The following is a 24,141-nucleotide window of genomic DNA, read 5'->3' on the forward strand; positions in this document are numbered from 1 at the left end:
CCAATATCATTGTGATATGAATCACAGAGCGGGTCCGGCCCGCTCTCTAGTCTCCTGCCATCAACCGGGGAGAACTTCCATGCGCAAGCTGATCCTGATCGCGGCTTTCATCGCAGCCACCGCCGCCACCGCGCACGCCGGCCAGAGCCGCGGCCTCGTGCTCGCAAATGCCGACACGCCCGCTCAGGCGCAACCGGCTGTTGCGCCGGCGCAGGCCGAGGCCCGGCCGTCCCCGTCGCAGGGGCAGCCGGCAGAGCCTTCGAGGCAGCAAGCCTCCCGGCCAACGAACAGGCGCCACTCAAGCCGCCGGGAGAGCGACGAAGCCAAGGCGCGCCGGATCGCCGCTCGCTACGGCGTCTATTGGTGATCGCAGCATCGTCGTCACGGTGATGACCGCACGCGCCATCGCCGTGGCCTCAGCCTTCGCTCTGTCGCGGCGCGCCATGAAGCGTCGGCTAAATCCATCGCTGGTATCCGGAACTTAAATTTCTTTCGCTCCGCCTGTCGGCAGCGGGCATAATCGTTCGTTCTTGCAATGAACGGAGATGCCTTTTCGATGCTGTACGCCATCCTCTGCTATCATGACGAAGACATGGTCGGTTCCTGGAGCAAGGAACACGACGCCTCGGTCATGCAGAAATTGTCCGTCGTGCAGGACAAGCTCGCCAAGCAGGGCCGGCTCGGCCCGGTGGCGCGGCTGTTGCCGACCACCGCGGCGACCACGCTGCGCAAGGAAAACCCGCCGCTGGTGCTCGACGGCCCGTTCGCCGAAACCAAGGAGCAGCTGCTCGGCTTCTATCTGGTCGAGGGCAAGAACCTCGACGAAGTGCTCGACATCGCGCGCGATCTCGGCGAGGCCAATCCCGGCGGCACCTATGAGATCCGCCCGGTCGGCTACTTCAATCCAGGGGGTACGAAGGCGTGAGCATGACCGACACCGCCTGGATCGATGCCGCGCTGACGTCGGCGCGTCCCCAGGCGGTTGGCGCACTGCTGCGCTACTTCCGCAATCTCGATACCGCCGAGGAAGCTTTCCAGAACGCCTGCCTGCGGGCGCTGAAGAGCTGGCCGCAGAACGGCCCGCCGCGCGATCCCGCGGCGTGGCTGATCATGGTCGGCCGCAATGTCGCGATCGACGACATCAGGCGCAGCAAGAAGCAGGAGGCGTTGCCCGACGACGACCAGGCGATCTCCGACCTCGGCGACGCCGAGGAGGAACTCGCCGAGCGGCTCGACGGCTCGCATTACCGCGACGATATCCTGCGGCTCTTGTTCATCTGCTGTCACAAGGATCTGCCGGCGACCCAGCAGATCGCGCTCGCGCTGCGCATCGTCTCCGGCCTGTCGGTGAAGCAGATCGCGCGCGCCTTCCTGGTCTCGGAAGCCGCGATGGAGCAGCGCATCACGCGGGCCAAGACGCGCGTCGCCGACGCCAATGTGCCGTTCGAGACGCCGGGCGCGGTCGAGCGCAGCGAGCGGCTCGTCTCGGTCGCCGCGATGATCTATTTGATCTTCAACGAGGGCTATTCGGCGAGCGGCGACACCGCTCAAATCCGCTCGCCGCTGTGCGAGGAGGCGATTCGCCTCGCCCGCCTGCTGCTGAGGCTGTTCCAGAGCGAGCCGGAGATCATGGGCCTGACGGCGCTACTCTTGTTGCAGCATGCCCGCGCCGCCGCGCGGTTCGACGCCGACGGCCAGGTGATCCTGCTCGACGACCAGGACCGCAGCCTGTGGAACCAGAAGCTGATCGCCGAGGGGCTGGCGCTGATCGACAAGGCGATGCGCCATCGCCGCAGCGGGCCCTATCAGGTGCAGGCCGCGATCGCCGCGCTCCATGCCCGTGCGGAAAAGCCCGAGGATACCGACTGGACCCAGATCGACCTGCTCTACGGCGCGCTCGAGATCATGCAGCCGTCGCCGGTGATCACGCTCAACCGCGCCGTTGCGGTCTCCAAGGTGAAGGGGCCGGAAGCCGCGCTCGAGATGATCGAGCCGCTGGCCCCGCGGCTCTCCAATTATTTCCATTACTTCGGCGTGCGCGGCGCCTTCCTGATGCAGCTCGGCCGCAACGAGGAGGCCCGCGTCACCTTCGACCGCGCCATCGCGCTTGCCAACACCACCGCCGAAGCCGCCCATATCCGCATGCATATCGACCGCCTGATGCGCGACAGTCAGCCGCGTAATGTGAAGGCGAAGTAGCGGTCGCTGGTCGTGCCTCGTTCGAGTGCACGTTGAGAAACTTCCCGTGTGGCACCCCTCTCCCTAACCCTCTCCCGCAAGGGGAGAGGGAACCCCTCCGCCGGTGGCTTCCTCACGTCGGATTAGCAAGCGCTGAAATTTTGTGAACGAGCGCAAGTGAGGTGAGCACGCTGGTCAGGCTCCCTCCCCCCTTGCGGGGGAGGGCGGGGAGAGGGGTAAGCCCAGGGCGAGATGATCAATGTGTGCGTCGCTCTCGTAACTCCCGTCGCGCTTCTCAAAAAATCTTCCCCGTCCTTGTCGGCCCGTCATCCTGTCGTTCGTCATGGAGGCAGAGCATCACCAAGCGTTACGGAGCCCGCCATGCCGACGATCGTCGACACCGAAGTCTCAAAGCCCGCCCGCATCACCGGCCGCGTCATGAGCGGCGTGGTTATCCTTTTCCTGCTGTTCGATGGCGCGATCAAGCTGGTGCCATTGCCTGTCGTCACCGAGACCATGGACAAGATGGGCTTTGGCGCCAGCGACACGCTGGCGCGCAGCCTCGGCATCATCACCATCGTCTGCACGCTGCTGTATTCGGTGCCGCCGACCTCGATCCTCGGCGCTATCCTTCTCACCGGCTATCTCGGCGGTGCGATCGCGTCCCATGTGCGGATCGGCAGCCCGCTGTTCAGCTACACGCTGTTCGGGCTCTATCTCGGCCTGATGGTGTGGGGCGGGCTCTATCTGCGCGACGGCAATCTGCGCGCGCTGCTTCCGTTCCGCCGCTGAGCTATCCTCTTCATTCATCTACCTGGAGACCATCATGTTCGAGACCATTGCCATCATCGCTGTCATCCTCGCGGTCGCGATTGCGGTCATCCTCGTCCTCGCGGCGACCAAGCCGAGCACACTCCGCGTCACGCGTGCGACCAGCATCAATGCGCCGGCGGAACGGATCTTTCCATTGATCGACGATTTCCGGCAGTGGACGGTCTGGTCGCCCTACGAGAACCGGGATCGGGCCATGAAGCGCACTTATGACGGCGCCGGGCGCGGGCAGGGGGCGGTCTATGCCTGGGACGGCAACAAGAATGTCGGCACCGGCCGCATGGAGATCCTGCAATCGTCCGCGCCGTCGAAGATCGTCATCAAGCTCGACTTCCTCAAGCCGTTCGAGGGCCACAACACCGCCGAGTTCACAATGCTGCCGCAGGGAGATGCGACCAGCGTCACATGGACCATGTATGGTCCGGCCGTCTTCATGTCGAAGGTGATGCAGGTGTTCATGAACCTGGATCACATGATCGGCAAGGATTTCGAGGTCGGTCTCGCCAATCTGAAGAAGCTGACTGAAAAATAGAGAGCGTTTTCGAGCGAAGTGGTTTCCGGTTCGCGTGAAGAAAATGCGTCAAAACGAGAATCTACCCAGGGAGCATGTGATGCAGGTCAACCCCTATCTTTCTTACGACGGCAATTGCGGCGCCGCGCTGAACTTCTACCAGAAGGTTCTCGGTGCGCGGATCGAGGAAACCTATCCCTACGGCGAGGGCAATCCGGAGATGCAGACGCCGCCCGGATGGAAGGACAAGATCATGCACGCCAGGATCTCGATCGACGGCGAGATCATCATGGCTTCCGACGCCCCGCCCGGCCACTTCCAGAAGCCGCAGGGGTTTCACGTCTCGCTGCAGGTCGAGGATCCCGCGGAGGCCGAGCGCCGCTTCAAGGCGCTGTCCGAAGGCGGCACGGTTACCATGCCGTTCGGCAAGACCTTCTTCTCCAACGGCTTCGGCATGTGCGTTGATCAGTTCGGCATCCCCTGGATGGTGAACTGCCCGCAGCAGATGTAGGCCGGCATCAACTTCGGAATCGTAGGGTGGGTTAGCCGAAGGCGTCACCCACCGCCGGTTTCGCTAGCGGCACCGCGGATAAATCGCGGCGAGTTCGCGACCGCGCAGCAGCAGCAGGCGTGAGGTCAGGCCGCCGCGGCGCACGATCCAGCCGCGCACCGGCGCCGGATAGGCCTCCAGCACCGCCTCGGATGCTTCCGGCTCCGCATAGGTTCGGCCGCGCCGGTCGATCGAGCGCGCGGCGTGGAAGCCGAGCACGGCGCGCCGAGTCACGCAGATGCGGTCGCCCGGCACCATCGAGAGCACCAGCGTGCAGGCCGACAGGCACGGCCCGTCGATCACCACGCGCTCGCCTGACTCGCGCACCTTGTCGAACAGTTCGATGAACGGGCCGACCTCCCCGCCGGGGCTGGCGAGGATGCGGACATCGGCCTGTGCGCCGGAGACACCGGCAAGCAGCGCTGCCATCCCCAAGAACGTCGAGATCGTCGACATCTTCCAGATCGCACCGATGCGCATGCGGCGGTTCCTTCCGTTAGCGTCGCTCCGGCTCGCGCCATGCTCCAGTTTGTCTAGCGCATGCGGCGACAGTTTGTCAGCCCGCGCCGGAGACGCCGGCCTCGGCAAAGGTCGCCATGCCGCCATGACAGGCCAGCGCTGCACGCAGCAGCAGGATCGCAACCCCTGCGCCGGAGGCTTCGCCGAGCCGCATCTCGAGGTCGAGCAGGGGAGCGAGCCCGAGTTCGCGCAGCAGCTGGCGATGGCCGAGCTCGGCCGAGACATGCCCGGCGCGGCAATGCGCGAGGCTATCAGGCGCAAGCCGTGCCAGCGGCAGCACCGCCGATGTCGCGACGAAGCCGTCGAGCAGCACCGGGATGGATCGTGCCCGCGCTGCCAGCACGGCGCCCGCTATAGCAGCGAACTCGCGGCCGCCGAGCGCGACTGCGACGGCGAGGGGATCGTCGAGCAGGCTACGATGCAGCTTCAGCGCGGTATCGATCACGGTGCGCTTGCGCAGCAGGCCGGCATCGTCGACGCCGGTGCCGCGGCCGGCCCAGCGCGCGCCGCGCCCGCCCATCAACGCCGCGCACAGCGTGGCGGCCACCGTGGTGTTGGCGATGCCCATCTCGCCGACCACGAGCAAATCGCATTGCACCGGCACCGTGCGCCAGCCGGTGTCAAAGGCGACGAGGAAATCGGCGCCATCCATCGCCGGCGCCATCGTGAAATCGCGGGTCGGACGTGCGAGCTCAAGCGGCTCGACGCGCAGCTCGGCCCCGGCAAGCTTGGCGATCTGGTTGATCGCGGCGCCCCCCGCGGCGAAATTCGCCACCATCTGCGCGGTGACTTCAGAGGGAAAGGCGGAGACACCGCGCTCCGCGATGCCGTGATTGCCGGCGAACACGGTGATTGTGACCTGGTCGAGCCGGGGGATCTCGCGCCGCTGCCAGCGTGCGAGCCAGATCGCGATCTCTTCCAGCCGGCCGAGGCTCCCCGGCGGCTTGGTCAGGTTCTGCTGGCGCAGCGTGGCGGCCGCGGCGCTCGCCGCGTCGCCTTCGGGCAGCTCGCGACAAAAGCTGCGGATGTCGTCTAGAGTACTGAACTGCATGCGATTCCCTCGTCGAGCGGGCCGCAAACTAAAGCATGTTCCGGAGCGCTGTGAAGCGGTTTTCCCGCGCGACAAACGCGTAGCGCTTGCACGGAGATCATGCCCTAACAGGAGGCTGAAGCGCGGTGACGATCCAGCCTGACCTCATCGCGTTTTAGAACAATTTGAAGGCCGGGACTTTGAATACCAAAACCATGCGTGAGTTGCTCGACGATCTCAGGACCGCCATCGCCTTTCTGACCCGGCTGCCGATGCCGCATCCGGACGGCGCGCGGCCGGAGGGCTTTGCCCGGGCGCAGCGGCTGTTCCCCCTGGTCGGCGCCGGCATCGGGGCCGCGATCGGCCTGCTCTGTCTGCTGCTACGGACGATCGGCGTGCCGGACCTCGCCGCGGCGGCGCTGGCGCTCGGCGGCGGGGCGCTGTTGACCGGCGCGCTACACGAGGACGGGCTCGCCGATGTTGCCGACGGGTTCGGCGGCGGCCGCGATGTAGCGGCCAAGCTCGAGATCATGCGCGACAGCCGGCTCGGAACCTATGGCGCGCTGGCGCTGCTGGTGAGCTTTGCCACCAGGTTCGCGGCGCTGGCCGCGCTTCCCAACGATATGGTGGTGCAGAGCCTGATATCAGCGCATGCGCTCGGCCGCGGCGTGCTGCCGTGGATCGCGATAAGCCTGCCTTACGCGCGCAAGGATGGGCTCGCGGCCAATGCCGGCCGGCCCGATGGCACGATTGCGGTGGTCGCAGCCGGCATCGCGCTGGTAATCGCCCTCCTCGCTCTGCCGTTCGGCAGCGCGCTGCTGGCGGCGATCGCGGCCGGCGCGAGCGCGTTGATGATGGCGCTGCTGGCAAAGCGGCAGATCGGCGGCCAGACCGGCGACGTGCTTGGCGGGGCAGAGCAGGTTGCGGAGACCGCGATCCTGGTGTTGCTCGCGGCGCGCCTCGGTTGAAGCGTTTTCGAGCGAAGTGGATACGCGTAAGGAAAACGCGTCAAAGGTAAAATGAGCGCCGATGGACAGTGAAACGCGTCTCTGGCTGATCCGGCATGCGCCGGTCGACGGTCCGCGCGGCGTGATCCACGCGCCGGATGCGCCGGCCGATCTCGGTGATGCCGCGGCGTTTGCGGCGCTGCAGGCGCGGCTGCCGGCCGGTGCTCGCGCGGTCTGTAGTCCCGCGCGGCGAACGTGCGAGACGGCGGCACGGCTCGGCCTTTCGGCGCTTTCGGACGATACCTTCCGCGAGCAGGATTTTGGCGACTGGACCGGCCGGCGCCACAGCGAGATCGAGGCCGAACTCGGGGCAGCCTATCGCGCGTTCTGGAATTCGCCGGCGACCAATCGGCCGCCCGGCGGCGAAAGCTTTGCCGATCAGATCGCACGGGCAAGGACAGGGCTGGCGCGCCTGCCGGCCGACGACGTCGTGCTGGTCGTGCATTCCGGCACCATCCGCGCGATCCTCGCAATCGCGCTCGAACTGGCGCCGGAGCTCGCGCTGCGCTTCGTCATCGATCCGCTGTCGCTGACGCGGATCGATCGGCTGGCTGGCGCCTGGCGCGTTGTCGCGGTGAATGGGCGGTAGGCCTTCTCGCTGCTTTCTACCCGTCACCCCCGCGCAAAGGCTTCGCCTTTGTCGCTGGAGGTGCGAGCAGAGCGAGGCTTGAAGGGAGCACGGCCACCAGCCGGGCCGTCGACCCTTCGAGACGCGCGCAGGAGCGCGCTCCTCAGGATGACGGGCAAGGAGTGCTGCTACAGAAAGGCACTACCCATTCCGCCGCTGGCCGCGCAGGGTCGGCAGGCCGATGCCGGCGGCGTCGAAGCCGCCGTCGACGGCGAGGATCTGGCCTGTGATGTAGCTGGCGCGATCCGAGCACAGGAAGAAGATGGCCTCCGCCAGCTCCTCTTCCAGCCCGTAGCGGTTGAGCGGGATGGAGTCGTGATAGTCGGCGCGGATCTCCGGCGTGTGCACGGCCTTGGCCATCGCGGTCTCGACCGGACCGGGCGCGACGCCGTTGACGCGGATGCCGAGCGAGGCGAGCTCGACCGCGAGCTGCTTGGTGAGGTGGGCGAGGCCGGCCTTGCTGGTGCCGTAGGCCGAGCGCAGCGTCGAGGCGCGGACCGCCGAGATCGAGGTGATGTTGACGATTGCGCCCCCGCCATGCTCGCGCATCACAGGCGCAGCCGCCTTGGTGCACAGGAACGGGCCGGTGAGGTTGACTGCCATGATCCGGTTCCAGTCGGCGTCCGAAGTCTCCAGCACCGGCGTGAACACGGCAATGCCGGCATTGTTGACCAGCGCGTCGAGCCGGCCGAAGCGGTCCGTGATCGCCGCGATCGCGGCTGCCACGCCAGCGGCATCCGATACGTCGCAGGTCAGCGCCAGCGTCGTGTCGGGCTGCTTCAATGCCGCGACCGCGGCGCGCAGCAATTCGCCCTCGATGTCGAGCAGCGCGACGCGCCAGCCGTCGGCGAGAAAGCGCCTCGCTGCGGCAAGCCCGATGCCGCGCGCGGCGCCGGTCACGAGTGCGACTTTGGGGGAAGCGGAATTCATCGGATGGTCCATCGGTTCGGGCAGCAAGTCCCGACCGTCTGCGACCTTTGTCCGGTGATGTCAACCTGAGAGGTGCTAAGCTTGCTCTGCCGTCATTGCCAGGAGCGATAGCGATGAAGCAATCCATTTTCCCCGCGCGGCGCGGTGGATTGCTTCGCTCGCAATACGTGGGTGCGGCGGCTGCGCTATACTCGTTTGACCCGAGAAGGCGCGTCTCGAAGGATGCACAGCCACCAGCCTGGGCCGTCCATCCTTCGAGGATCGCACCGCAACCTACGCCGCGAGCTCGGCGGAGGCGCGCTGCATATTGGTCGACATGTCCTGCGTCACGATGCTCTGCTCCTCGACCGCGGCGGCGGTGGAGGTGATGTATTCGTTGACGCCCGCGATCGCCGCCTTGATCTCGGACAGCGAGGTGACCACTTCGGCGGCGATCGAGTTCAGCGCATCGATCTCCGAGGAGATCGTGTCGGTCGCCTGCTTGGCCTGGTTGGCGAGGCTCTTCACCTCTGAGGCCACCACCGCGAAGCCGCGTCCGGCTTCGCCCGCCCGCGCCGATTCGATCGTGGCGTTGAGCGCGAGCAGGTTGATCTGCCCGGTGATGCTCGAGATCATCTCGACGATGCCGCTCATCGCCTGCGCTGCGGCATTGAGCTTCTGCGCCTGTCCGTCGGCAGCCTCGACGCGGCCGGTGGCGACCGCGGCGTTCTGCTTCGACTTGGTCATGGTCTCCGAGATCTCGCGGATCGAGGCGCTCATCTCCTCGCTGCCGGCGGCAACCGCCTCGATCAGGCCGCGCGCGCTGTCGGCCTTCTTGCGGCCGATCGCCTGCGCGGTGATGTCGGTGGCGTATTTCACCACCTTGTAGGGCTTGCCGTTGAGATCGAGGATCGGGTTGTAGGAAGCCTGGATCCAGATCTCGCGGCCGCCCTTGGCGATGCGCTTGTATTCGGCGGCCTGGAACTCGCCGCGGTTCAGCGCTCCCCAGAACTCGCGGTAGCCCGCCGAATTCGCCTCGACCGGCTCGACGAACATGCTGTGGTGCTTGCCCTGAATCTCGGCGAGCAGATAGCCCATCGCGGCGAGGAAGTTCGGGTTCGCGGTGCGGATCGTACCGTCCATATTGAACTCGATCACGGCTTGCGACTTGCCGATCGCGTCGATCTGGCCGTCATTGTCGGCGGCCTTCAGCTTCTGCTGCGTGACGTCGGTCGCAAACTTGACGACCTTGAACGGCTTGCCGCGGTCGTCAAGGATCGGGTTGTAGCTGGCGAGGATCCAGATCTCCTTGGCGCCCTTGGCAAGCCGCTTGAACTCGCCGGTCGCGAACTCGCCGCGGTTCAGCCGTGCCCAGAACTCCCGATAGGCCGGGCTGTCACGGTCTGCCGGAGGCATGAACATGCTGTGATGCTTGCCCTGGATCTCCGCAAGCGAGTAACCCATCGCACAGAGGAAGTTCTCGTTGGCATTGACGATGGTGCCGTCCATGTTGAATTCGATCACCGCCTGCGCGCGGCCGATCGCGGCGATCTTGCCGGCGTCTTCCATGCTGTGAATCTTCTGCGCGGTGATGTCGGTGGCGAACTTGATGACGCCGACCGGCTTGCCGTTCTTGTCCAGGATCGGGTTGTAGGAGGCCTGGATCCAGACCTCGCGGCCGCCCTTGGCGATGCGCTTGTACTGCGCGGCCTGGGATTCGCCGCGGTTCAGGCTCGCCCAGAACGCGCGATAGTCGTGGCTGTCGCGATACGCCGGCTCGACGAACATGCTGTGGTGCTTGCCCCTGATCTCCTCGAGCGAGTAGCCCATCGCGTTCAGGAAGTTCTCGTTGGCGGTGACGATGGTGCCGTCGAGCTTGAACTCGATCACCGCTTGCGACCTGCCGATCGCTGCGGCTTGCGCCAGCGTACTGTCGATGTTTGCCTTGTTGCTGAAACTGAACATCAGGGCTCCGTGAAGGTTCAAATGAAGCGGGATGGAAAAGCAGATCGTGGCAAGTCACGGAAAGGTTGCAGCGAGCCGTTTAGTATCCGTAAAGCCTGCGGCTTGGCACGGACTGCATAATGCAATGCGGCGCGGGTGCATCTATATCAATATGCGAAGTAATTTTCTGATGTGCACGTTATCATTCATAGTCGTGATGCCATGTTCACCGTAATCTTACGGACGAAAATCGATGACAACTTTGGTCTGATGCAGATGATTGTAACGCGTGCACTTCAGCAACGCTGATAGACCTATTACGAAGGCTGATATTGCTGAAGGCTTCACGGATCGATCCTGCACGTCGATTCGCGGTGCTCGACGAATGCGCGTCGCGTCGATGCCCGCCTCGGCACCCGGCGCCGGCCAAAATAATTGCCGCACGAGATGTCGGCAGGGCGGTCCCCGGTTCGTCCTCCGGGTACTGGTCCCATGATGGAGTTCTGATGTCACTGACCCTGCATTACCACCCGCTGTCCTCGTTCTGCTGGAAGGCGCTGGTCGCGCTTTACGAGAACGGCGCGCCGTTCACGCCGAACATGGTCAATCTCGGCGATCCCGCCGAGCGCGCGGCGCTCCTCGCGCTGTGGCCGATCGGCCGCTTTCCCGTGCTGCGCGACGAGGCACGTGGCGAGACGGTGCCTGAATCGAGCATCGTCATCGAATATCTCGACCGGCACTATCCCGGCACCGCCAGGTTGATTCCTGACGACCCGGAGCTTGCGTTGCAGACCCGGCTGCGCGATCGCTTCCTCGATCTCTATGTCCATCTGCCGTTGCAGAAGATCGTCGGCGACCGGCTGCGTCCGGCGGACAGCAAGGATCCGCGTGGTGTCGCCGAGGCGCGGGCGCAGCTCCGCACCTCCTATGCGATCCTCGACCAGCAACTCGCGCAGGGCGGCTGGATGATGGGTGAGCACGTCTCGCTGGCCGACTGCGCCGCCGCGCCGGCGCTGTTCTACGGCAACAAGGTCGAGCCGATCGGGGAGGGCCATCCGCATCTGGCTGTTTATCTCGAGCGGCTGAAGGCGCGTCCGTCCTTCGCGCGCGTCCTCAAGGAAGCCGAGCCCTATTTCGGCATGTTCCCCAAGGAGGACTGAAAAGGAAACCTGAAGAAAGGAACCTGAGGTCCGATCAGGACCCCGAAAATAAATGCGGCGCGATGTCGTTTTCGCGCCGCCCCGTTCGTCATCTCCCTGAAGCCCGGGTTCTGCAGCGCCGGCCGCGCCGAGGGGCCCGGGCGAGATTTGTGTGGAGATGACATGGCTGCAGCTGGCAACAGGGCGGAGATCATCCGCGGGATCTTCGCCGCCTATCTCGCCAATGACCGCGCGAGCGTCGAGGCCGCGTTCGCGGAGGATTTCCGCTTCTCGACGCCCTATGGCGAGAACATCGACAAGCCGCGCTATTTCGCCGAGTGCTGGCGCGACTCTGCCTGGATCGGCCGCCACGAGATCGAGCGCATCATGGTCGACGGCGTCGAGGCTTACGTCACCTATCGCTGCGTCGCCCGGGACGGCAAGAGCTTCCGCAACACCGAGTTCTTCGTGTTCGACGGCGACAAGGTGTCGCGCATTGACGTCTATTTCGGTCCGTCGCATGAGGACGGCGAACTCGTCAGGCAGGATAGATGAGGCAGCCTCGGTGACATCGCTCGCTCGATCGTCGCAGGCGAGCACGAATTCTCAAGGAAACCTCGAAAATGTCCATTGCGAGTGAAAGCAGCGGCCTGTCGCAGGCACGACTCGGACGCATGCGCAAGGTGCTGGCACGCCATGTCGAAGATGGCGCCGTCCCAGGCCTCGTGGCACTGGTCAGCCGTCGCGGCGAGATCCATGCCGATGTGCTTGGCCGCATGGCGGTGAACGGGCCGCCGATGCAGCGCGACACCATCTTCCGCATCGCTTCGATGACCAAGCCGGTGACGGCGGTCGCCGCGATGATCCTGGTCGAGGAATGCCGGCTCAAGCTCGACGATCCCATCGATCGCTGGCTGCCCGAGCTCGCCGATCGCGAGGTGTTGCGCAGCATCGAATCCGAGATCAATGACACAGTACCGGCCAAGCGCGCGATCACGCTGCGCGACCTTCTGACCTTCCGTCTCGGACTCGGCATGGTCCCGGTGTTTCCGGCGCGCTATCCGATCCAGATGGCAGTCGCGGATGCCGGCTTCGCGCCCGGGCCGGCGTTTCCGTCGTTTCCGCCGGACGAATTGCTGCGCCGCTACGGCACGCTGCCGCTGGCCTATCAGCCCGGCGAACGCTGGCTCTACGACGCGGGGAGTCAGATACTGGGCGTCCTGGTCGCGCGTGTTGCCGGAACCTCGTTCGCCGGCTTCCTGCAGGAGCGGATCTTCGGGCCGCTCGGCATGAACGATACGGCTTTCCATGTGCCGCAGGACAAGTTGTCGCGGTTTGCGACCTGCTATGCGCGGGATCATGCGACCGGCACGTTGAAAGTGTTCGACGCACCCGCGACCGGCAAATACGCGGCGCCGCCGGTGTTCGAGAACGGCAGTGCCGGGCTGGTGTCGACCGCGGATGATTTCAACGCCTTTGCGCAGATGATGCTCAATGGCGGGCGGCTCGGCACCGAGCGCATTCTGTCGCGTCCCTCGGTGGAGCTGATGACCTCGAACCAGCTCACGCCGGAACAACAGCTTGGCTCCGAGCTGTTGCTCGGTGCGTCGCGCGGCTGGGGTTTCGGGCTGTCGGTCGTCACCGCGCGCGACGATCTCTGCGATGTGCCGGGCCGCTACGGTTGGGACGGCGGCTATGGCACCTCCTGGTATTCCGACCCGCGCGAAACGATGACCGGAATCCTGCTGACCCAGCGCATGATGGATTCGCCGCAGCCGCCAGCGGTGTTCTCCGATTTCTGGACGCTCGCCTATCAGGCGATCGATGACTAGCGCGGAGCGTGCGTCAATGACCTCGAGAATAATTTCAAACGCCGTGTCGGAATCGCAAACTCTGCATCGTCGTTCAATCGAGCGCCGGTGCTGTGATCGGCTCAGAGACAACGGAGCAGGACGATGAAGTTCATGGTGATCGTGAAGGCGAACAAGGATACCGAGGCCGGCGTGATGCCGAGCACCGAGCTGCTTGCCGCGATGGGCAAGTTCAACGAGGAGATGGTCAAGGCCGGCGTGATGCAGGCCGGCGAGGGCCTGCATCCGACCAACAAGGGCGCGCGCGTCAAATATGCCGGCGGGCAGAGCACCGTGAGCCACGGACCGTTCAACCCGACCGGCGATCTGGTCTGCGGCTTCTGGCTGATCGAGACCAGCTCGCTCGATGAAGCGATCGACTGGATGAAGCGCGCGCCGTTCGACGGCGGCTCCGAGATCGAGATCCGCCAGGTGTTTGCCGCGGAGGATTTCGGCGAGGCGCTGACGCCCGAGCTGCGCGAGCAGGGAGAGCGCCTGCGTGCGCAGGCCGGAAACAGGTGACGACTTCGTCATTGCGGGCTAGCGCGTCCAAGTCGGCTGTTGCCGACTTGGACAAATACTAAGTGCCGAATTCGAGTAAACTCGAATTCGGACGGCGCATTCCCGAAATGACGGGGATGAGAACTCCACGTGATTCAACTAGCAAGAAAGTCCGACCAATGCGTTTCATGATGCTGATGATCCCGCTCGGCTACGAGTCCGCGCCGGCCAAGCTCGAGCTCGACCCCGAACGGGTCGCCGCGATGATGCGATACAATCAGGCGCTGAAGGATGCCGGCGTGCTGATCACGCTGGAAGGCCTGCATCCGCCGGCCTCAGGCGCGCGCGTCAAGTTCGACACAGGCCTGCCGGTGGTGATCGACGGTCCGTTCACCGAAGCCAAGGAAGTGATCGGCGGCTTCTGGATGATCGAGGTCGACTCGCGCGCGGAAGCGATCGAATGGGCGAAGCAGTGCCCGGCCTCCGCCAACGAGATGATCGAGATCCGCCAGGTGCAGGAGATGGCGGATTTCTCCGAGGAGGTGCAGCAGGCGGCCGCGACCTTCGAGCATCCGCAGGGCGGCTGGGGCAAGGCGCTGCGCTAGATCTCAAACGAGAAGCGATGCCGCTCCAAAGCGGCATCGCGACCGACCGATCGTCAAACCACCACAACGGAGAAGCACGATGAGCAGCAACACCTTCCTTGCCGTCTATCTCGGCGGCGGCAAATCCGGTTCGCGCATGGCAGCCTGGAACGCGCTGCCGGAGGCCGAACGGCGTGCCAAGGAGCAGCAGGGCATGGCCGCTTGGGGCGCCTGGGTCGAGAAGCATCACGACGTGATCGTCGAGATGGGCGGACCGCTCGGCAAGACCAAGCAGGTCGGGGCCGGCGGCACCGCCGACATCGCCAATCTGATGACCGGTTTCACCGTGGTGCGCGCGCCCTCGCATGAGGCGGCGGCAAAGCTGTTCGAAAACCATCCGCATTTTTCGATCTTCCCGGGCGAGGCCGTGGAGATCATGCCGGTGCTGCCGATCCCGGGCCGCTAGTGCCCCGGGGGCGGCGGGAGAGGGTCCGTTTCTTGATTAACCACCCGCCGGGCCGCTAGTGACCTTTACCGCCGGCTCATGTAAAAGCCGTTCACATGAGCTGGCGCAAGGACCAAGGCCGCGCCGAGCGCGGCTATCATCACGGCAATCTCAAAGAGGCGTTGCTGCAGGCAGCCCTCGACCTGATCTCGAAGAAGGGGCCGGCCGGCTTCACCTTCGCCGACGCCGCGCGAATGGCCGGCGTCAGCCCCGCCGCGCCCTACCGCCACTTCCGCGACCGTGACGAACTGATCGCCAGCATCGCACAGCGCGGCTTCGAGCAGTTCGAGCAGCTCTTGACGCAGGCCTGGGACGACGGCCGCCCCGACACCGTCTCGGCGTTCGAGCGGGTCGGCAAGGCCTATCTCGCCTTTGCGCGTGAGGAGCCCGCGTTCTACTCCGCGATGTTCGAATCCGGCCTGCCGGTCGATTCCAATCCGACCTTGATGGCGGCAAGCGAACGCGCATTTGCGATCATCCGCGCCGCCGCCGAGCGGCTCGCGGCGCTGGCGCCGCCCGGCACACCGCGCCCGCCGGCGATGATGATGGCGCTGCATATCTGGTCGATGTCGCACGGCGTCGCCTCGCTGTTCGGCCGCGGCGATGCCGCGCGGCGCAAGCTGCCGATGTCGCCGGAGGATCTGCTCGAGGCCGAAGTGCTGATCTATCTGCGCGGCCTTGGCTTCCTCACCGATCGCAGGCCGGGAACCGCGGCAGCCGACGAAGAGCCGGCCGGCGACAGATCCGGCCCGTGGGGCAAGCCGAAATAAGGTTCAACGGCCAAGCCAAAAATAATCCGAGGGGTGCGTCACCTGCTCTGCTTGACTTTCCCAAGGGCTCGGCTATCTATGTAAATGTTATTTACATTCACAACGGCGTGATTGCCGTGATGGAGAAGGAAATGGCCTACACCGCAGATGTCAATCGCTGGCGCGGCCCCGTCGAAGAGCCCTACCGTCCGCACTTCTACGCGACGCCGTGGCATCCCCTGAAAATCGCCGGGATCATCCTCGGCTTCATGATCTGGTGGCCGATCGGCCTCGCCCTTCTCTTTTTCACACTCGGGAGCAGAAAAATGGGCTGTTGGAGTCACTACGATCAGGATCGCTGGGCGAACAAGATGGAGCGCATGCAGGACAAGATGGAGCGGATGAAGAGCCGCATGGAGCGCCGCGGCTTCCCGTTCGGCGGCTTCGGTCCGCCCTCGAGCGGCAACCGCGCCTTCGACGAGTACCGCCAGGACACGCTGCGCCGGCTCGAGGAAGAGCAGGTGGAGTTCAAGAACTTCCTCGATCGCCTGCGCCACGCCAAGGACAAGGAAGAGTTCGACGCCTTCATGGCGCAGCATAAGACCCGTCCGACCCCGCCGAACGATCAGCCGCCGCAGAGCTGATCCTGCGAGGCAAGCACTGAGCCTTCAGGCGATGTGCCCCCATAGAATCTGATGGCCTGAGCCGCCCGTTTGCGATGAGCAAGCGGGCGGTTTGCATTGTGGAGCGGTCATGCCCACTCTATCGTCGAAATCCGGGCGATGAGGTGATCATGGCGGCATCTGCGACGGCAAGTCCTGACGATCTCTGGCTTGCGATCCGGCGCGAGGCGGAAGCTGCCGTTGTCGCCGATCGTTTTCTCGAGGCTTCGGCTGCCTTCATCCTCGATCAGGGCGATCTCGGCGGCGCGCTCGCCTTCTTGATCGGCCGGCGCATCGGCCGCGCCGAGGCCGATCGCGCGCAGCCCATGCGGACGGCCCGAGAGGCCTATGCGGCCGAGCCCGCGCTGGTCGACGCCGCAGCCACGGATCTTGTGGCCATCGTGCGCCGCGACCCGGCGATCGCGGGCTTGCTGCCGCCGCTCCTCAACTTCAAGGGCTACGTCGCGCTGCAAGCCTGGCGCGTGTCGAACTGGCTGTGGCGTCACGATCGCCCCGATCTCGCGCTCTTGATGCACAGTGCGGCGGCGGACCAGTTGCAGGTCAGCATTCACCCGTTGGCCCAAATCGGAACCGGTGTTTTCCTCGATCACGGCACCGGCATCATCGTCGGCGCGCTGGCGTCGGTCGGCGACGAGGTCACGATCATGCAGAACGTCACCATTGCGCGGCATCAGGATGACCCGCGCCATGCCCCGAGGATCGGCCGCGGCGTGCTGCTCAGCGCCGGCGCAACGCTGATCGGAAACCTCTCTGTCGGCGATTTCGCCAAGGTCGGCGCCGGCGCGCTGGTGACGTCGGATGTGCCGGCGGGCTGCACCGCAGTCGGCGTCCCGGCGCGGCTGACCAATTGCGCCGAGGCCGGTGCGCCTGGAGCATGATCCGGAAAAGTGTGTAGCGGTTCTCCGATAAGATCATGCTCAAAACAAAGAGACAGAGCGGAATGATGTTTCGAAGAAACGTCATCCCTCTCTAGTGTGAGCGCATCGATCGGGGCCCTTCGCGTCGTCACGCCGGCACGAGCATGTCGGCGAGTTGCGTAAAGCTGTTCGCGTGCAGGTCGATCCAGGATTCCGGCGCGACGTCGACCTTCGCCGCCGGCCCGAACTCGAGCGGACGGGCGACGAATGCGGTGCGCATGCCGAAGGCGCGGGCCGCCTTCAGGTCGTATTTGTGGCAGGCGACCATCAGGATCTTGTCGGCAGGATAGCCGAGGTAGTCGACGGCGAGTTGATACACCGCAGGTGACGGCTTGTAGTTGTGTGCAAGCTCCGCGGTCAGCACGGCGTCGAACGGCAGCTTGGCGTGCTTGACCACAGCCACCACGGCGGCCATGCCGGCATTCGACAAGGTCGAGGTCACGAACCGGTTGCGCAGGCGCGCAAGCCCTTCAACGCTGTCGGGCCATGCGTCGAGCTTGCTCCATACCGTGTTCAGGTCGTCGCGCTCGTCGCTCGAGAAGGCCTCCGAGAGGCCGTGGCGATCGAGCAGCACATCCAGCGCCTCGCGATAGATGCGGTCGACCCGAATCCATGGGCGCTTGCCCCCGATCACGTCGTCGAGCGCGGCACGATAAAGATCGCGCCACTCACTCGAGAGTCTCGCCCAATCGAGCGCGAGCCCCTTCGCGGCGTTGACGGCTTGCCCCGCGCGCAGGATCGGCTGATAGAAATCGACGCACGTCCCCTGGACGTCGAACGCGATGGCGCGGATCTCGTCGCGCCATGGCGCGGCGCCTGCCGGCTGTATCCCCGTCATCGCGGTCATGATCGATAGTCCTCCGGCGGTCATGAAGTGTCGTCTGGTCAGATCGGGTAGCACGGTTCGTCCCCGGTTGCTTGTATCGGAAGCAGGCGCACCTTCGTAAGGTGGGCACCCCGGTCAGGCTCCCTCTCCCCTTGCGGAGAGGGCGGGGTGAGGGATGGCCCCGGGAGTGATGCAAGACGTCGGTTCGACTACATCAACACACACCTCGAACACCTGAGAGGGCCTGTCCTTCTCAATCAGCGGGCGGAGCAAGCGGTGCCCCTCTCCCCAACCCTCCCCCGCAAGGAGAGAGGGAGCCCTTCCGGCGTGCTCACCTCACTGAATTTCTCACCGGCGCATCACACATTCGATCCATGAATCGCGTCGATCACGGCGTCGGTCACTTCCCTGGTCGTCGCCTTGCCGCCGACGTCTGGCGTCAGCACGCCGGCCGCGCACACCTTCTCGACCGCGGCCATCAGGCGTGCTGCGGCGTCCTTTTCGCCGAGATGCTCCAACATCTGCGCGCCGGTCCAGAAGGTCGCGACCGGGTTGGCGATGCCCTTGCCGGTAATGTCGAAGGCCGAGCCGTGGATCGGCTCGAACATCGAGGGGAAGCGGCGCTGCGGATCGATGTTGCCGGTCGGCGCGACGCCGAGGCTGCCGGCCAGGGCACCTGCGAGATCCGACAGGATGTCGGCATGCAGATTGGTTGCCACGATGGTGTCGAGGCTCTTCGGATGGAGCGTCATCCGCACCGTCATGGCGTCGACCAGCATCTTGTCCCAGGTGACATCGTGGAATTCCTTTGCCACTTCGGCGGCGATCTCGTCCCACATCACCATGCCGTGGCGCTGCGCGTTCGACTTGGTCACCACGGTGAGGAATTTGCGCGGCCGCGACTGCGCGAGCTGGAACGCGTAGCGCATGATCCGCGTCACGCCGACCCGGGTGAAGACCGCGACCTCGGTGCCGACCTCTTCCGGCAGGCCCTTATGCGCGCGGCCGCCCATCCCGGCATATTCGCCCTCGGAATTCTCGCGCACGATCACCCAGTCGAGGTCGCCGACGCCGACATTGCGCAGCGGCGAGGCGACGCCGGGCAGGATCTTGGTCGGCCGCACATTGGCGTATTGGTCGAAACCCTGACAGATCGGTAAGCGAAGGCCCCACAGCGTGATGTGGTCAGGCACGTCGGGCGAGCCGACCGCGCCGAAATAGATCGCGTCGAAGTTCTTCAGGTCAGCCAGCCCGTCGGCCGGCATCATCACGCCGTGCTTCTTGTAATAGTCCGAGCCCCAGTCGAAGGTCTTGACGTTGAAGCTGAGGTCGCCGCTGCGCTTGGCCAGCGCCTCCAGCACGCGGACACCCGCGGAGATCACTTCGGGGCCGATGCCGTCGGCGGGGATGGCGGCGATGGAATGGGTACGCATGGGTTCTCTCCGATATGTGGTTAGCGGGTTCGCACGGGATTGGGTTGAGGTTCGGTTTGCGCGGGCGCGCTCTGCGCGCGCGACAGCAGCAGCGTGAGCACGGCTGACAGCACCAGCAGGCCGGCGACGAAATAGAGACCGCCTTCGAAACTGCCGGTGCGTTCCTTGATCCAGCCGATCATCGCGGGGCCGACGAAGCCGCCGAGATTGCCGATCGAGTTGATGGTGGCGATGCCTGCCGCGGCGGCCGAACCCGACAGGAACATGGTCGGCATGCTCCACAGCGGCGGCTTCGACGAGGAGATGCCGATATTGACCAAGGTCAGCGCCGCGATCACGGCGGCAAGGCCGGTCCATAGCCCGGCAAGCGCAAGTCCCGCCGCTGCGATCAGGCAGGCGATCACGACGTGCCAGGTGCGTTCGCCGGTGCGGTCGGAATGCCGCGCCCACAGGATCATCGCGATCACGGCGATGGTTGCCGGCACCGCGTTGAGGAAGCCGACCTGCAGAGACGACAGGCCGAACGCCTTGATGATCTGCGGCGCCCACACGCCCAGTGTATAAAGCCCGGCCGAGGTGCCGAAATAAACCAGCGCCAGCGCCAGCACGCGGGGGTCGGCCAGGCCGCGCCAGATGCTGTGGCTCGCGGTCGCGGCCTTGCCGTCGGTCTCCGCCTTCATGGTCTTGACCAGCCAAGCGCGCTCGTCATCCGCAAGCCATCGGGCCTGCTCCGGCCGGTCGGTCAGGAAGCCGAGCACGACAAAGCCGAGCAGCACGGCGGGCACGGCCTCCAGCACGAACAGCCATTGCCAGCCCTTGAAGCCGAACAGGCCGTCCATCTCCAAGAGTGCGCCCGACACCGGCGAGCCGAGCACGGTCGAGAGCGGCGCCGCGGCCATGAACAGCGCGGTGACGGCGGCGCGCTGCCGCGCCGGGAACCAGTAGGACAAATACAGGATGATGCCGGGGAAGAAGCCGGCTTCCGCGGCGCCGAGCAGGAAGCGCAGCACGTAGAAGCTGGTCGCGCCCTGCACCAGCGCCATCGCCGCCGAGACCAGGCCCCAGGTGATCATCACCCGCGCGATCCAGATCCGCGCGCCGATCTTGTGCAGGATGATGTTGGAGGGCACCTCGAACAGGAAGTAGCCCCAGAAGAAAATACCGGCGCCGAAGCCATAGACCGTCGGCGACAGGCCGATGTCCTTGTTCATGGTCAGCGAAGCGAAGCCGATATTGACGCGGTCGATGAAGGCCACGAAGTACAGCAGCATGATGAACGGCACGATGCGCAGTGAGATCTTGCGCAACACGCGCGTGCGAAGCTCGCTTTCCATGGGCTTCCCCGGGTTCGTCTTGTTTGTTGGGACGGCGCATTTCGCCGCGCCAACGGGAAGCCTAGAAGCTCGCGCCCTTCCGGTTCAATCCGCGCCGGTTTATACAAAAAAATGATATAATCACCGCAGCCGGCAACGGCGGATCGAAACGCACAGGAACCCGCTTTGGAACTGCACCAGCTTCGCTGTTTCGTGGCCGCCGCCGAGGAACTGCATTTCGGCCGCGCTGCGCAGCGCCTGCAGATGATGCCCTCGGCGCTCGGCCGCCACATCAAGCTGCTGGAGGAGGATCTCGGGGTGCGGCTGTTCGCGCGCACCACGCGCGCGGTGTCGTTGACCGAGGACGGCTCTGTGCTGCTGCGCGAGGGACGCGCGCTGCTCGGCCGCGCCGAGGCGATCGAGGATGGCTTTCGCCGGCGGCTGCGCAAGCCGCAGGCGCGGCGCTTCCGGATCGGCGCGATCGACAGCGCCGCGGCCGGCCTCTTGCCGCCGCTGTTGCGCGACCTTCGCGCCGCTCATCCGGACGTCGCCGTGCAGTTGCTCGAGGAGAAGACCATCCGGCTACTGCCGAAGCTGCTGTCGGGTGCGCTCGATCTCGCTTTCGTGCGCCCGCCGGAGCGGCCCGACCGGCGCATCGAGTTTTTTCCGCTGCTGCAGGAGACCGCCGTGGTGGCGCTGTCGCACAAGCACGCGCTGGCGCGGCGCAAGCAGATCGTGCTGCCCGATATCGCCGATCAGCCCTTGATCGTGCCGGAGCGCCGCTCGCGGCCGCACAGCCACGATCTCACGACAAAACTCTTCGACGAGGCCGGGCTGACGCCGCGCATCCAGGAGATCGCCGACGAGAAGCAGACCATCGTCAACATGGTCGCGGCAAGGCTTGGCGTCGCCATCGTGCCGCGCTGGACCGCGCGGATGGCGATCCCGGGCGTGCGTTTCGTTTCTCTCAAGCTCAAGCGCGGCAGCGGGACCGGCCGCCTGCCGCTCGCCGCCGCCTGGTTGAAAGGCTCTCGCGATCCGGTCCGCGACCAGGTGATCGCCGTGCTGGAGGCGAGATTGAAGAGCTACGCGCGCGAGGCGTGAGGCGGCGACGAACCTGTTTGCGGTGAAATCGTACCAAGGGTAATGGGCGCGTGGCGGTGCAGCTCGTGCACGGTGAGGTCGTCGTCGATGGATCTCTGGACCAGATGTCTTCTTGGTGCGACCGCCGTCGCCGTTCTCGGCTATTTCGCCCTGATCTACGGCGGCTGCGCGCTGGATGAACGATGTCACCTGCGCTCCTGCTACGCTCACAGGGTCTGCGGTGTGGTCTACGACACGGAAGATCCAACGAAGGCGCAGTAACGCCGGATCGGCGTCAGGGTGCCGCTGTTCCTGATACGAGGACGGCCGCGATCATGGTCGGTGCGCGATGACATCGACAGGTTCACGGCCGAATTGCTCCTGCGCCAAAAGCGCAAATTCGCGAGGCGAATCGCCTTCCGGCGGGTGGTCGCGCCGGGGAGGCCTTGATCCTCATCCTGGCGCTGACAGCCGACGGTTCCACCGGGGCGGGCTTCCCGGACAAAGCTGTAGATGAGGGCTTCACTCTATCGGCGCAGCTCGTATCTCTCCCGCTTTTGCGGAGCGGCCATGAGTTCCTCGTTTGTAGACTCGCGTTATGTTATAATATAACAATTTCCACCATGGCGCATACGCACACCCACGACCACCATCACGGCCACGGCCATCCCCACGGGCACAGCCATGGCCCCTTGGCGCATCCGGCCCAGGCCGCGCCTTGGTCGATCCTCCGCATGCCCGTGCCGGCCCGGCTGGCCGCGGCGCTCGCGGTCTCTGCCTGCCTGTGGGCCGTCGTCTGGCTGGCGATGAGGTAACCATGAGCGCGCTTGTGACCTTCCGCGACGTCACGCTCGGCTATGACCGCCACCCGGCCGTGCATCATCTCAACGGCGCGGTCGAGGCGGGCGCGCTGCTCGCCGTGATCGGCCCGAACGGCGCCGGCAAGTCGACGCTGCTGCGCGGCATCGCCGGCGTGCTGAAGCCGCTGTCGGGCGCGATCGATCTCGACGGGCTCGACCACCGTGACATCGCCTATCTGCCGCAATCCGCAGACATCGACCGTACCTTTCCGATCTCGGTGTTCGATTTCGTCGGCACCGGGCTGTGGCGCTCGACCGGCTTCTTCGGCGGCATCGGCAAGGCCGCACGCGACAAGATCCGGGCGGCGCTCGCCGCGGTCGGCCTCAACGGCTTCGAGAATCGCCCGATCGGCTCGCTGTCCGGCGGCCAGATGCAGCGCATGCTGTTCGCGCGCGTGCTGCTGCAGGATGCTCGCCTGATCGTGCTGGACGAGCCGTTCAACGCCATCGATGCCAAGACCACCGTCGATCTCTTGGCGCTGGTGAAGCGCTGGAACGGCGAGGGGCGTACGGTGCTGGCGGCGCTGCACGACCTCGACATGGTGCGCAACAATTTCCCGGAAACGCTGCTCTTGGCGCGCGGCCCGGTGGAATGGGGCCCGACCGCACAGACATTGACGCCGGACAATCTGACGGTCGCGATGCGGATGTGCGAAGCGTTCGACGACAGTGCCGCGGCCTGCGCCGCCGATCCGCGCTCACGGGCCGCCTGACGCCGATGCTGACTGACGCGCTGATCACGCCCTTCACCGAATTCGAGTTCATGCGCCGCGCGCTCGCGGCCGTGATCGCGCTGTCGCTCGGCGGTGCGCCGATCGGCGTGTTCCTGATGCTGCGGCGGATGAGCCTGGTCGGCGACGCCATGGCGCATGCGATCCTGCCGGGCGCTGCGATCGGCTTCCTGCTGTCCGGGCTCAATCTGTTCGCGATGACGACCGGCGGCCTGATCGCGGGCTTTGCCGTGGCGCTGCTCGCAGGCCTCGTCGCCCGCACCACGGAGCTGAAGGAGGACGCGTCGCTCGCGACCTTCTATCTGGTCTCGCTCGCGCTCGGCGTCACCATCGTGTCCATCAAGGGTACCAATATCGACCTGCTGCACGTGCTGTTCGGCAACATCCTCGCGATGGACGATCAGACCCTGCTGGTGATCGCGTTCAACGCCACGCTCACGCTCTTGGTCCTTGCGCTGATTTATCGCCCGCTGGTGATCGAATGCGTCGATCCGGTGTTCCTGCGCACCGTGAGCCGGGCCGGCGCGCCGGCGCATCTCGCCTTCCTCGCGCTGGTCGTGGTCAACCTCGTCAACGGCTTCCATGCGCTCGGCACGCTGCTCGGCGTCGGGCTGATGATCCTGCCCGCCGGCATCGCGCGGTTCTGGTCGCGCGACATCACCACCATGATCTGCATCGCGGTCGCGAGCGCGATCGTGTCGGGCTATGCCGGGCTGGTGCTGTCGTACCAGACCCGGATTCCCTCCGGCCCTGCGATCATCCTGGTTGCGGCGGGGCTCTATATTGTGTCGCTGCTGTTCGGCAATGTCAGCGGCCTGGTGCGGCAGCTGTTTCCCGGCCGCCATCTCGAGGCGTGAGGA

29 protein-coding genes are annotated in these 24,141 nt (G+C 65.4%); 22 read left to right on the top strand and 7 right to left on the bottom strand.

Annotated elements, in window-relative coordinates:
- Window positions 1-79: 79 nt before the first annotated feature.
- From HAP47_RS07715 to HAP47_RS07740, 6 genes are all read left to right on the top strand, one after another.
- Window positions 80-367 carry a hypothetical protein gene (locus tag HAP47_RS07715; protein ID WP_173638763.1) on the top strand — a complete coding sequence of 96 codons (288 nt, stop codon included), beginning with the start codon at window positions 80-82 and terminating at the stop codon, window positions 365-367.
- Window positions 368-556: 189 nt separating this feature from the next.
- Window positions 557-925 (top strand): YciI family protein, encoded by a 369-nt coding sequence (locus HAP47_RS07720; protein WP_173638762.1) that lies wholly within the window; start codon window positions 557-559, stop codon window positions 923-925.
- Window positions 922-2,199, top strand: coding sequence for an RNA polymerase sigma factor (locus HAP47_RS07725; RefSeq protein WP_173638761.1), 1,278 nt, complete (start codon window positions 922-924; stop codon window positions 2,197-2,199). Before HAP47_RS07720 ends, HAP47_RS07725 begins: the two co-directional genes overlap by 4 nt.
- Before the next feature lie 360 nt (window positions 2,200-2,559).
- A complete protein-coding gene (locus HAP47_RS07730) occupies window positions 2,560-2,970 on the top strand; it encodes a DoxX family protein (RefSeq protein WP_173638760.1) in 411 nt (136 codons plus the stop codon).
- Between the two features lie 34 nt (window positions 2,971-3,004).
- Window positions 3,005-3,541 (top strand): SRPBCC family protein, encoded by a 537-nt coding sequence (locus tag HAP47_RS07735; RefSeq protein WP_173638759.1) that lies wholly within the window; start codon window positions 3,005-3,007, stop codon window positions 3,539-3,541.
- A 79-nt stretch (window positions 3,542-3,620) separates the two neighbouring features.
- Complete coding sequence (locus tag HAP47_RS07740; RefSeq protein WP_173638758.1) at window positions 3,621-4,031, top strand: VOC family protein; 411 nt, start codon at window positions 3,621-3,623, stop codon at window positions 4,029-4,031.
- Between the two features lie 63 nt (window positions 4,032-4,094).
- On the opposite strand, the gene HAP47_RS07745 is transcribed toward HAP47_RS07740, so the two are convergent.
- Together HAP47_RS07745 and cobT are read right to left on the bottom strand one after the other, a co-directional pair.
- Window positions 4,095-4,499 (bottom strand): hypothetical protein, encoded by a 405-nt coding sequence (locus HAP47_RS07745; protein WP_231168954.1) that lies wholly within the window; start codon window positions 4,497-4,499, stop codon window positions 4,095-4,097.
- 127 nt (window positions 4,500-4,626) lie between these two features.
- Complete coding sequence (gene cobT, locus HAP47_RS07750) at window positions 4,627-5,640, bottom strand: nicotinate-nucleotide--dimethylbenzimidazole phosphoribosyltransferase (protein ID WP_173638757.1); 1,014 nt, start codon at window positions 5,638-5,640, stop codon at window positions 4,627-4,629.
- 194 nt (window positions 5,641-5,834) lie between these two features.
- Here cobT and cobS point away from each other — a divergent pair, with 194 nt between their 5' ends.
- Window positions 5,835-6,587, top strand: a complete 753-nt coding sequence (gene cobS / locus HAP47_RS07755; RefSeq protein ID WP_173638756.1) for an adenosylcobinamide-GDP ribazoletransferase — start codon at window positions 5,835-5,837, stop codon at window positions 6,585-6,587.
- Window positions 6,588-6,648: 61 nt separating this feature from the next.
- Window positions 6,649-7,215 carry a histidine phosphatase family protein gene (locus HAP47_RS07760; RefSeq protein WP_173638755.1) on the top strand — a complete coding sequence of 189 codons (567 nt, stop codon included), beginning with the start codon at window positions 6,649-6,651 and terminating at the stop codon, window positions 7,213-7,215.
- A gap of 180 nt (window positions 7,216-7,395) precedes the next feature.
- On the opposite strand, the gene HAP47_RS07765 is transcribed toward HAP47_RS07760, so the two are convergent.
- Complete coding sequence (locus HAP47_RS07765; protein WP_173638754.1) at window positions 7,396-8,184, bottom strand: SDR family NAD(P)-dependent oxidoreductase; 789 nt, start codon at window positions 8,182-8,184, stop codon at window positions 7,396-7,398.
- Window positions 8,185-8,457: 273 nt separating this feature from the next.
- Window positions 8,458-10,128, bottom strand: a complete 1,671-nt coding sequence (locus tag HAP47_RS07770) for a methyl-accepting chemotaxis protein (protein WP_173638753.1) — start codon at window positions 10,126-10,128, stop codon at window positions 8,458-8,460.
- 485 nt (window positions 10,129-10,613) lie between these two features.
- Here HAP47_RS07770 and HAP47_RS07775 point away from each other — a divergent pair, with 485 nt between their 5' ends.
- From HAP47_RS07775 to HAP47_RS07815, 9 genes are all read left to right on the top strand, one after another.
- Window positions 10,614-11,267: a glutathione S-transferase family protein gene (locus HAP47_RS07775; protein WP_173638752.1), complete on the top strand. Its 654-nt coding sequence runs from the start codon at window positions 10,614-10,616 to the stop codon at window positions 11,265-11,267.
- A gap of 162 nt (window positions 11,268-11,429) precedes the next feature.
- Complete coding sequence (locus tag HAP47_RS07780; protein WP_173638751.1) at window positions 11,430-11,801, top strand: nuclear transport factor 2 family protein; 372 nt, start codon at window positions 11,430-11,432, stop codon at window positions 11,799-11,801.
- 68 nt (window positions 11,802-11,869) lie between these two features.
- Entirely contained in the window at window positions 11,870-13,078 is a 1,209-nt protein-coding gene (locus tag HAP47_RS07785) for a serine hydrolase domain-containing protein (protein ID WP_173638750.1), read from the top strand.
- A gap of 123 nt (window positions 13,079-13,201) precedes the next feature.
- Complete coding sequence (locus HAP47_RS07790) at window positions 13,202-13,618, top strand: YciI family protein (protein ID WP_173638749.1); 417 nt, start codon at window positions 13,202-13,204, stop codon at window positions 13,616-13,618.
- A 158-nt stretch (window positions 13,619-13,776) separates the two neighbouring features.
- Window positions 13,777-14,202 carry a YciI family protein gene (locus HAP47_RS07795; RefSeq protein ID WP_173638748.1) on the top strand — a complete coding sequence of 142 codons (426 nt, stop codon included), beginning with the start codon at window positions 13,777-13,779 and terminating at the stop codon, window positions 14,200-14,202.
- A gap of 79 nt (window positions 14,203-14,281) precedes the next feature.
- Window positions 14,282-14,647: a YciI family protein gene (locus HAP47_RS07800; protein WP_173638747.1), complete on the top strand. Its 366-nt coding sequence runs from the start codon at window positions 14,282-14,284 to the stop codon at window positions 14,645-14,647.
- Window positions 14,648-14,742: 95 nt separating this feature from the next.
- Window positions 14,743-15,456, top strand: a complete 714-nt coding sequence (locus tag HAP47_RS07805; RefSeq protein ID WP_173638746.1) for a TetR/AcrR family transcriptional regulator — start codon at window positions 14,743-14,745, stop codon at window positions 15,454-15,456.
- A gap of 131 nt (window positions 15,457-15,587) precedes the next feature.
- Window positions 15,588-16,079 carry a DUF2852 domain-containing protein gene (locus tag HAP47_RS07810; RefSeq protein WP_173638745.1) on the top strand — a complete coding sequence of 164 codons (492 nt, stop codon included), beginning with the start codon at window positions 15,588-15,590 and terminating at the stop codon, window positions 16,077-16,079.
- Window positions 16,080-16,228: 149 nt separating this feature from the next.
- Window positions 16,229-16,996 carry a serine O-acetyltransferase gene (locus HAP47_RS07815; RefSeq protein WP_173638744.1) on the top strand — a complete coding sequence of 256 codons (768 nt, stop codon included), beginning with the start codon at window positions 16,229-16,231 and terminating at the stop codon, window positions 16,994-16,996.
- 127 nt (window positions 16,997-17,123) lie between these two features.
- Here HAP47_RS07815 and HAP47_RS07820 read toward each other — a convergent pair whose 3' ends face one another.
- From HAP47_RS07820 to HAP47_RS07830, 3 genes are all read right to left on the bottom strand, one after another.
- Window positions 17,124-17,882 (bottom strand): haloacid dehalogenase type II, encoded by a 759-nt coding sequence (locus HAP47_RS07820; RefSeq protein ID WP_231168801.1) that lies wholly within the window; start codon window positions 17,880-17,882, stop codon window positions 17,124-17,126.
- 338 nt (window positions 17,883-18,220) lie between these two features.
- Window positions 18,221-19,294, bottom strand: a complete 1,074-nt coding sequence (locus HAP47_RS07825) for a tartrate dehydrogenase (protein ID WP_173638743.1) — start codon at window positions 19,292-19,294, stop codon at window positions 18,221-18,223.
- 20 nt (window positions 19,295-19,314) lie between these two features.
- Window positions 19,315-20,628 carry an MFS transporter gene (locus HAP47_RS07830; protein ID WP_173638742.1) on the bottom strand — a complete coding sequence of 438 codons (1,314 nt, stop codon included), beginning with the start codon at window positions 20,626-20,628 and terminating at the stop codon, window positions 19,315-19,317.
- A 165-nt stretch (window positions 20,629-20,793) separates the two neighbouring features.
- On the opposite strand from HAP47_RS07830, the gene HAP47_RS07835 reads away from it, so the two are divergent.
- From HAP47_RS07835 to HAP47_RS07855, 5 genes are all read left to right on the top strand, one after another.
- Complete coding sequence (locus HAP47_RS07835; protein WP_173638741.1) at window positions 20,794-21,711, top strand: LysR family transcriptional regulator; 918 nt, start codon at window positions 20,794-20,796, stop codon at window positions 21,709-21,711.
- A gap of 87 nt (window positions 21,712-21,798) precedes the next feature.
- Complete coding sequence (locus tag HAP47_RS07840; RefSeq protein WP_173638740.1) at window positions 21,799-21,972, top strand: hypothetical protein; 174 nt, start codon at window positions 21,799-21,801, stop codon at window positions 21,970-21,972.
- 341 nt (window positions 21,973-22,313) lie between these two features.
- Window positions 22,314-22,505, top strand: a complete 192-nt coding sequence (locus HAP47_RS07845) for a hypothetical protein (RefSeq protein WP_173640603.1) — start codon at window positions 22,314-22,316, stop codon at window positions 22,503-22,505.
- Between the two features lie 2 nt (window positions 22,506-22,507).
- Window positions 22,508-23,263 carry a metal ABC transporter ATP-binding protein gene (locus HAP47_RS07850; protein WP_173638739.1) on the top strand — a complete coding sequence of 252 codons (756 nt, stop codon included), beginning with the start codon at window positions 22,508-22,510 and terminating at the stop codon, window positions 23,261-23,263.
- Between the two features lie 5 nt (window positions 23,264-23,268).
- Window positions 23,269-24,138, top strand: a complete 870-nt coding sequence (locus HAP47_RS07855; RefSeq protein ID WP_173638738.1) for a metal ABC transporter permease — start codon at window positions 23,269-23,271, stop codon at window positions 24,136-24,138.
- Window positions 24,139-24,141 lie beyond the last annotated feature (3 nt).

The sequence above is a fragment of the Bradyrhizobium sp. 41S5 genome (assembly GCF_011516665.3).
Lineage (GTDB): Bacteria > Pseudomonadota > Alphaproteobacteria > Rhizobiales > Xanthobacteraceae > Bradyrhizobium > Bradyrhizobium quebecense.